Below are 7,227 nucleotides of genomic sequence, written 5' to 3' on the forward strand. Positions count from 1 at the left end.
GAGCCTGTCGGACTTAAGACAATTTCGGCCTAAAATCCAGGAAGCGCGAGAAAGTGCGGCCAGAATTTCCGATCAATTTGCTTAAATAGGTCAACTATTGGCAAAAATTGATCGAAAATTCTGACTCGCCCTACTGAATTTTATGCTCGAAAGCATAAGTCCGAAAGGCCCCTAAAAGCCTGCTAACAGTAAAAATAATAAATAGCCCGGGAAAGCAAAAAGCGATGAATCCTGTATTAATTGATTTTAAAGACCTCTCTGACTATCGCGGAGGGCTTGTCTCTCTGGAAGAAAATAAAAATATCCCTTTTACCATCAGGCGTGTGTACTATCTGTTTGGCACAGACACGGATGTACGACGTGGGTTTCATGCCCATAAGACGCTCAAGCAGGTGGCGGTTTGCGTGAAAGGAGCCTGTACTTTTTTACTGGATGATGGGCACTCTAGGAGTACTACCCGATTGAGCTCTCCCCATAAAGGCCTGTATATCAGCAATATCCTCTGGCGAGAGATGTTTGATTTTACCGACGACTGTGTACTGATGGTGCTGGCGAGTGAGTATTACGATGAGTCAGATTATATTCGGGAATATGATGATTTTATTGAGCAGGTTCATGCATAGCATTTTCAACGTGGTTAATGCTTTGGGAAAAATCAGTTTTTAGCCATTGAGGTGAAGTCAACGGTTCTCCCTATGGCGCAATCGGTACTGTTAAAAGAATAATGTTAATAATCAAGCGTTATAAACCAGAAGATAAAGCACAATGGAATAGCTTTATTGAGCAATCTAAAAATGGCACGTTTTTATTTGACCGTGGGTATATGGACTACCACCAGCAGCGGTTTGATGACCACTCCCTGATGGTTTTCCAGAAAAATACGCTGGTCGCAGTACTGCCCGCTAATCAGGTGGATGATGAGATTCACTCCCACCAGGGCTTAAGCTATGGTGGACTGATCACCGACCGTCGCATGAAGGCGGCACCGATGCTGGCTCTGTTTGAAAGCATAGTCAGTTACTTCCAGCAACAGGGTATCAAAACACTTTACTACAAAGCGATGCCGACAATTTATCACCAGTTGCCCGCTGATGAAGATCTCTATGCCCTTTACCGGATGAAAGCGCAGCTGTACCGGCGTGATCTTTCCTGTGTCATAACGCCTGAGCGTGAAGTCGCGGGCAGCAGCAACTTTAAAAGGAACTGTAAAAAAGCGATTAAAGCGCAGGTTCAGGTTCGGTATTCAGAAAATCTTGACGTCTATCACCGGATGTTGACAGAAGTGCTTAAGTGTCATGACACGGTGCCTGTTCATTCGGTAGAAGAGCTTGTCCGGCTAAAAACCAACTTTCCTGACAATATTCAACTTATTGGTGCATTTGATGGTGAGACTTTGCTGGCCGGTTCGTTGTTATTCAAAACAAAAACTGTCGTTCATACGCAATATCTTGCCAGCTCTGAACAGGGAAGAACCTGTGGTGCCCTCGATCAGGTCATTTTTTCATTGATTGCCACCTGTGCTGAAGAAAATCGATGCCTTAGTTTTGGTGTCAGTACAGAGAATAATGGTCATCGGTTGAATGAAGGATTAATGCGCCAGAAGGAAGGTTTTGGCGGCAGAAGTCTAGTCCATGATTTTTACAGGCTACCGATAACATGACTCCGTTTCTGGATTTAAAAACCATCAATCAGCAATACCGTGAGGAGTTGATTAAAGCTGCCACGCGCGTGATTGACTCAGGCTGGTATATCCTGGGGGAAGAACTAAAAGCATTTGAGTTAGCCTTTGCGCAGTACTGTGAAACCTCCCACTGTTTAGGTGTTGGCAGCGGGCTGGATGCACTTTCCCTGATTCTCCGGGGCTACCGGGAAATGGGAGTAATGAAGGCAGGGGATGAAGTGATTGTCTGTGCCAATACCTATATTGCCTCCTTGCTGGCGATTTCAGAAAACGGACTCAAGCCAGTGCTGGTGGAGCCTGATCAATTGACCTTTAATCTCAACCCTGACCATGTAATACACCATATCAGCCCCAGAACAAAAGCCATTATGGCGGTTCATTTATACGGTCAGGTGACCGAAATGGATGCTCTGCGTCGTGTGGCAAAGGCCCATGGGTTGAAGCTGATAGAAGATTGTGCCCAGGCCCATGGCGCGCTTTATAAGGGAAAAAAAGCCGGAAGCCTCGGTGATGCCGCCGGGTTTAGTTTTTATCCCGGGAAAAACCTCGGAGCACTAGGAGACGGTGGGGCCGTCACCACGTCGGATACAACGCTTGCAAAAATTATTGACAGGTTGAGAAACTATGGCTCTGAAAAAAAATATCACCATATCTATAAAGGGGTGAATAGTCGTCTTGATGAAATGCAGGCGGCTTTATTGCGGGTCAAACTCAAGTATTTGGACAGTGAAATTATTGAGCGTCGTCGGGTTGCCTATGAGTATATGGCGCGTATTTGTCATCCTGACATTCAATTACCCACCATAAAGAGACCTGAATCCCATGTCTGGCATTTATTTGTTATACGCGCGAAGTACCGTGATGTTTTAATTAAACAATTGCATAACTGTAATATTCAGGCTCTTGTCCATTACCCGGTGGCACCCCATAAGCAGCCAGCTTATCAGGAAATAGCCCATCAGCAACTCCCTATTACCGAGAGGCTCCATGAAGAAGTTGTCAGTCTGCCTGTCAGTGCTGTGATGACAAAAGAAGAAATCGATAAGATTGTCAGTGCTGTTAACACATGTGTGATAAATTCTGAGAAAATATAAGGAAGGTTATTGATGAGTGACCTTAATGCCAAGTTTGGCAAATTATTGTTTAATGATTTTGTTCGGATGGCGAAAGATGATAGCCTCTCGATTCATGAAAAGGTCGGCTTTCCTGACAGCTATAGACAAGGGAAGGAAGCAGCGATCTTTAAGGATATTATTGGTAAATTAGGCGACGTCAGCCATTTAAAAAAGGGTATTGCGCTGGAAATTGGTCCGGGTTGCAGCAATATTGCCCGCATGTTGAAAGATGTTTGTTCTGAACAAAAATGTAAGCTGCTATGGGCGGATAATGAAGCAATGCTGGATTTATTACCAGATGAACCCGGTATCACAGAAAAGCACGCCGGATACTACCCAAAAATTGATTCACTGATGGATACTTACAAAGGAAAAGTCAATTTTATTTTATGCTACAGTGTGCTTCAGTGTGTCTTTGAAGAAGGCAATATCTGGTCATTTATTGATGAGTCTTTGGACTTGCTGGCAGAGGGCGGCGTTTTCCTGATTGGCGATATTCCCAATGTCAGTATGCGAAAACGCTTTTTCTCCAGCAATAAGGGCATACGTTTCCATCAGGCATTTATGAATACCGATGCTTGTCCTGATGTTACCTTCAATCAGGTTGAAAAAAATAAAATAGATGACGCTGTTATCTTCGGTGTATTACAGCGTGTCCGGGCACAGGGATTTGATGCTTATGTCATGCCCCAACATCAGGATTTGCACTTTGCCAACCGTCGGGAAGATATTCTTATCAGAAGACCTTGATCAAACTCCTGTTTAGCCCCTTATGGTTTAGTCGTAACCCTCCTAAAAAGATACACTGCGTTGAATACTTTTGTTGCAAAGTCTTCATCTGAAGAAAAGCACTCTGCCAGTCATAAAAAAGAACCCCACACGATCCTGAAAGCGACAATGCTCTTAGGCTCATCGTCTGTGGTTGAAATGATTTTAACCATTATACGCACCAAAATATTGGCGATGATTCTTGGGCCTGCCGGGATTGGTCTGGCTGGGATTCTCAATCATATTATGGCGACAGTATCTATCTTTTTTGAGATGGGAACTGGCACCAGTGCGACCCGGTCTGTGGCAGCAACGCTCCCTGCGCAAAGGCGTCGCATTGGTCGTTTATTAACCGTTATTATTCTCCTTGGCATTGTATTAGGTGCTGTGGGAGCAGTATCGGTCTTTTTTGCTGCTACCCCTATCGCAGTCGTGATGTTCAGTGATGCTGGGCAAGCATGGTTAATACAGCTACTGGCCGTTGGTGTGTTGTTCACTGTTGCCGGTGGTATTCAAAGAGCTTTTATCAATGGCTTGCGGCGTTACCAGGATCTTGCACGTATAACCATCTTTAGTAGTTTAATCGGTACCGTTGCCTCTATTGCCATTGCCTGGTATTACCAGTTTGAAGGAATTATTGTCTACGTCATTGCTGTACCGCTAATAAATAGCGTCATCACTTTTTATTATGTGATGAAAACCAGATACCTACCTGCGGCCGTTTGCTACACGACAATTAAAAAAGAAACATCTGCCATGCTAAAGCTTGGCCTGCCAGTCATGCTCAGTGTGCTGATCGATAGTGCGGTGATTCTTTATGTCCGTGGTCAAGTGATGAATACCCTGGGGCTTGAGGCCGTCGGTCTTTTTCAGGTGGCATGGGCAATTACAGGTATTTATGTTGGTTTTATCCTCACCGCCATGATGAAAGAATATTATCCCAGATTAACTGCTTTGGTGCGTTCAAATACATTAACCAACACAGCAGTGAATCAACAAATGGTCATTGCCATCTGGCTAACAACCCCATTATTGTTAGGTGTTGCTGCCTTGGCGCCGTTGATGGTGACAGTGTTGTATTCTGATGAATTTCTACCCATCGTTGACACGCTTCGGTGGATGGCACTGGGCACTGTGCTAAAAGTGATGGCCTGGTCCATGGGATTTGTCTGGGTAGCCCGCGGTAAGGGCAGGTATGTTATTGCTGACTCAGTACTGTGGAGTATAGTGTTTGTTGCCGGTGTTGCATTGGTTATTGATTATGTCGGTATGACAGGTATTGGCTGGGTTTATACTGCCAGCTTTGTCTTTGCTGTTTTTTATACTTATGTTTTTGTAAGGGATATCAGCGGTTTTCGACTTGAAAGAAAAGCAATACTGGAAAGTAGTATTCTGGTTATAGGTTGTATATTCTGTATCATTGCAAACCGATGGTTATCATTAAATACAGCATTTCTTTTTTCTGGAATAGTTTATTGCCTGATGTCTGTCCGTGCTTTATTCAGCCTCTATAAAATCTACAAGAATCACTAATAAGGAATAAAGAGTAAGGAAAAGGAATTATAATGATAAATGAAAGTAAACTACCATTGGATGAAGGCAAGCCGGTCGTCAGTTTTATTCTCTGTGCTTATAATCAGGAAACATACATTGAAGCCGCGATTAAGGGAGCATTTTCTCAAACTTACTCACCGTTAGAAATTATTTTAACGGATGACTGCTCCACAGACAGCACTTTCACCATTATGGAAAAGATGGCTGAAAATTATAAGGGTGAGCATACCGTTCGACTCAATCGAAACGCAGAAAATAGCGGTATTAGCGCCCATTTTAGCAAAGCTGTCAGCCTGTCCAGGGGAGAGTTTATTATTGGTGCTGCCGGGGATGATATTTCACTGCCTGAATATACTGAAACACTGGCAAACTGTTGGTTGAAAAGTGATAAAAAAAAACTGCTGGTTCACAGTAATGCTTTTGTGATGGCAGAAGATAGTACATTAACAGGCGATGTCCGTAAGGTGGGTGCTCAATACCATGATGATCTTCACCGTGCGATAGAAAATGATGCCCACACGGTGGGTGCTGCAACCGGTTATTCCAGGCGACTATTCACTGAGTTTCCTCCTATTGATCCAGAGGTTGTGCATGAAGACAGGGTTTTGCCAATACGTGCCCTGTTGTTGGGGGAGATTGGTTATATCGATAAAGCGTTAATCTATTACCGGGAGGGAGGGATTTCTTTTGATTATGGTAAAGAGGATATTTACGACCGCCATTATGGGTCAGGAAATATCTTTGCCAAGCGATCAGTTGTTGACTGTTATCAAAAGCTAGCCGATTTAGAGTTTTTCCAGGTGGGAGAAACCACAATAAAGTTAGCACAAAAAAAAATACATGAGTGGGAGCTTATTGCTTATCTGGGTGAGAAAAAAGGGGCCTCTTTCACCATGTCATACAAAGCACTAAGAAATGGTCTTTCATTTGGTTTTGTCATGAAGAAAAATTTAAGGTATCAGTTTCCCAAACTTTACCATAAAATCGTTCAAATGGTAAAAGGCAAGTCGGTTGATTAATGAGTGAGTGTATACTTCTAACCGTTATTGTTCCAGTCTATAACGCTGAAAAATATATCCGGGAATGCCTGGAGTCATTAATTGAGCAAGTTGTTCATGGTGTCGAAGTTGTTGTTGTTGATGATGGATCACCGGATGACTCGATGTTTATTATTAATAATGATTACAAAAGAGAAATAGACAGTGGACAATTAATACTGTTATCACAGAGCAATAAGGGTGTGAGTTCTGCCAGAAACTATGGTTTATCCGTTGCTAAAGGAGCCTATATCACCTTTGTTGATTCTGATGATAAAGTCAACAGTCATTACGTTGCCTCAATTCTTTCAGTGATTGAGTCAGGCTCACCCGATATTATTGAGTTTGGGTTTAACCGGTTTAGTGATGATTATGTCGGGAAAATGATCACTACACACAATAAGGAGGAATATAATAATATTGATGATGTAATAGGCTCGGTGTTCGCATCCTCACTGTGGTTTTCATGGTCACGCTGCTATAAAAAAACATTACTTGAGGGGGTTTCTTTCCCTGAGGGTGTTGCTTTCTGTGAAGATCTTATGGTTATTCCTCCCCTCTATCAAAAGGCGCATTCTGTCTACAGTATAAGAGAATCACTCTATGGTTACAGAGTGAATAGAGACAGCGTGACCAGAAATTTAAGTGATGACCATTACCAGCGTTTAGAGAATTTTTTAACGCGTATAGCAAGTAATCAGTCAAAATACAGCACCTTGCTAAAGTGTGGAATCATCTATAGCTTGCACCGTGCATCTGGGCATCCTTGGGGTAAACTGTCAGAGGCGTCAGATCATTGTAGAAAAAAAATTAGAAAAGAGCTGTTTATTTATCGGCAGTTAAACTGGAGACGATCAATGGTGGTGATATACCCACCGGCTTATAAATTGATCCAGACTATTAGCCAATTTGTCAAAAGTAAAATTTCAATTTAATAGCTACCTAAAAAATAAGATATATAGCTATGAAGTACCGCTGGAGTAATACAATAAGTGCAACAGGCTAAAACTTGAGATGTGAGACAGCTGTCAGTAGATTTCTAAGTTGTCACACTTTGAAATGGAAGCCTGGA

The 7,227-nt window shown here is 42.7% G+C and carries 7 protein-coding genes; all 7 read left to right on the forward strand.

The window, feature by feature from the left end:
- Window positions 1-224 precede the first annotated feature (224 nt).
- The 7 genes from V4C51_RS16490 to V4C51_RS16520 all read left to right on the forward strand — a co-directional run bounded on the left by V4C51_RS16490 (window position 225) and on the right by V4C51_RS16520 (window position 7,090).
- The gene (locus tag V4C51_RS16490) at window positions 225-623 is read left to right on the forward strand and encodes a sugar 3,4-ketoisomerase (protein WP_330927273.1); all 399 of its coding nucleotides are present in this window, start codon (window positions 225-227) and stop codon (window positions 621-623) included.
- Window positions 624-724: 101 nt separating this feature from the next.
- Window positions 725-1,660, forward strand: coding sequence for a hypothetical protein (locus V4C51_RS16495; protein WP_330927274.1), 936 nt, complete (start codon window positions 725-727; stop codon window positions 1,658-1,660).
- Window positions 1,657-2,775, forward strand: a complete 1,119-nt coding sequence (locus V4C51_RS16500) for a DegT/DnrJ/EryC1/StrS family aminotransferase (protein ID WP_330927275.1) — start codon at window positions 1,657-1,659, stop codon at window positions 2,773-2,775. The genes V4C51_RS16495 and V4C51_RS16500 overlap by 4 nt, the downstream gene beginning before the upstream one ends.
- A 12-nt stretch (window positions 2,776-2,787) precedes the next feature.
- Complete coding sequence (locus V4C51_RS16505; RefSeq protein ID WP_330927276.1) at window positions 2,788-3,546, forward strand: hypothetical protein; 759 nt, start codon at window positions 2,788-2,790, stop codon at window positions 3,544-3,546.
- A gap of 60 nt (window positions 3,547-3,606) precedes the next feature.
- On the forward strand, window positions 3,607-5,097 hold the full coding sequence (locus V4C51_RS16510) for an oligosaccharide flippase family protein (protein WP_330927277.1): 1,491 nt from the start codon (window positions 3,607-3,609) through the stop codon (window positions 5,095-5,097).
- Between the two features lie 32 nt (window positions 5,098-5,129).
- The gene (locus tag V4C51_RS16515; protein ID WP_330927278.1) at window positions 5,130-6,137 is read left to right on the forward strand and encodes a glycosyltransferase; all 1,008 of its coding nucleotides are present in this window, start codon (window positions 5,130-5,132) and stop codon (window positions 6,135-6,137) included.
- Window positions 6,137-7,090 carry a glycosyltransferase family 2 protein gene (locus V4C51_RS16520; RefSeq protein ID WP_330927279.1) on the forward strand — a complete coding sequence of 318 codons (954 nt, stop codon included), beginning with the start codon at window positions 6,137-6,139 and terminating at the stop codon, window positions 7,088-7,090. Before V4C51_RS16515 ends, V4C51_RS16520 begins: the two co-directional genes overlap by 1 nt.
- Window positions 7,091-7,227: the final 137 nt, after the last annotated feature.

The organism is Candidatus Sororendozoicomonas aggregata (genome assembly GCF_031528575.1).
In the GTDB taxonomy this organism is placed as follows: domain Bacteria; phylum Pseudomonadota; class Gammaproteobacteria; order Pseudomonadales; family Endozoicomonadaceae; genus Endonucleibacter; species Endonucleibacter aggregata.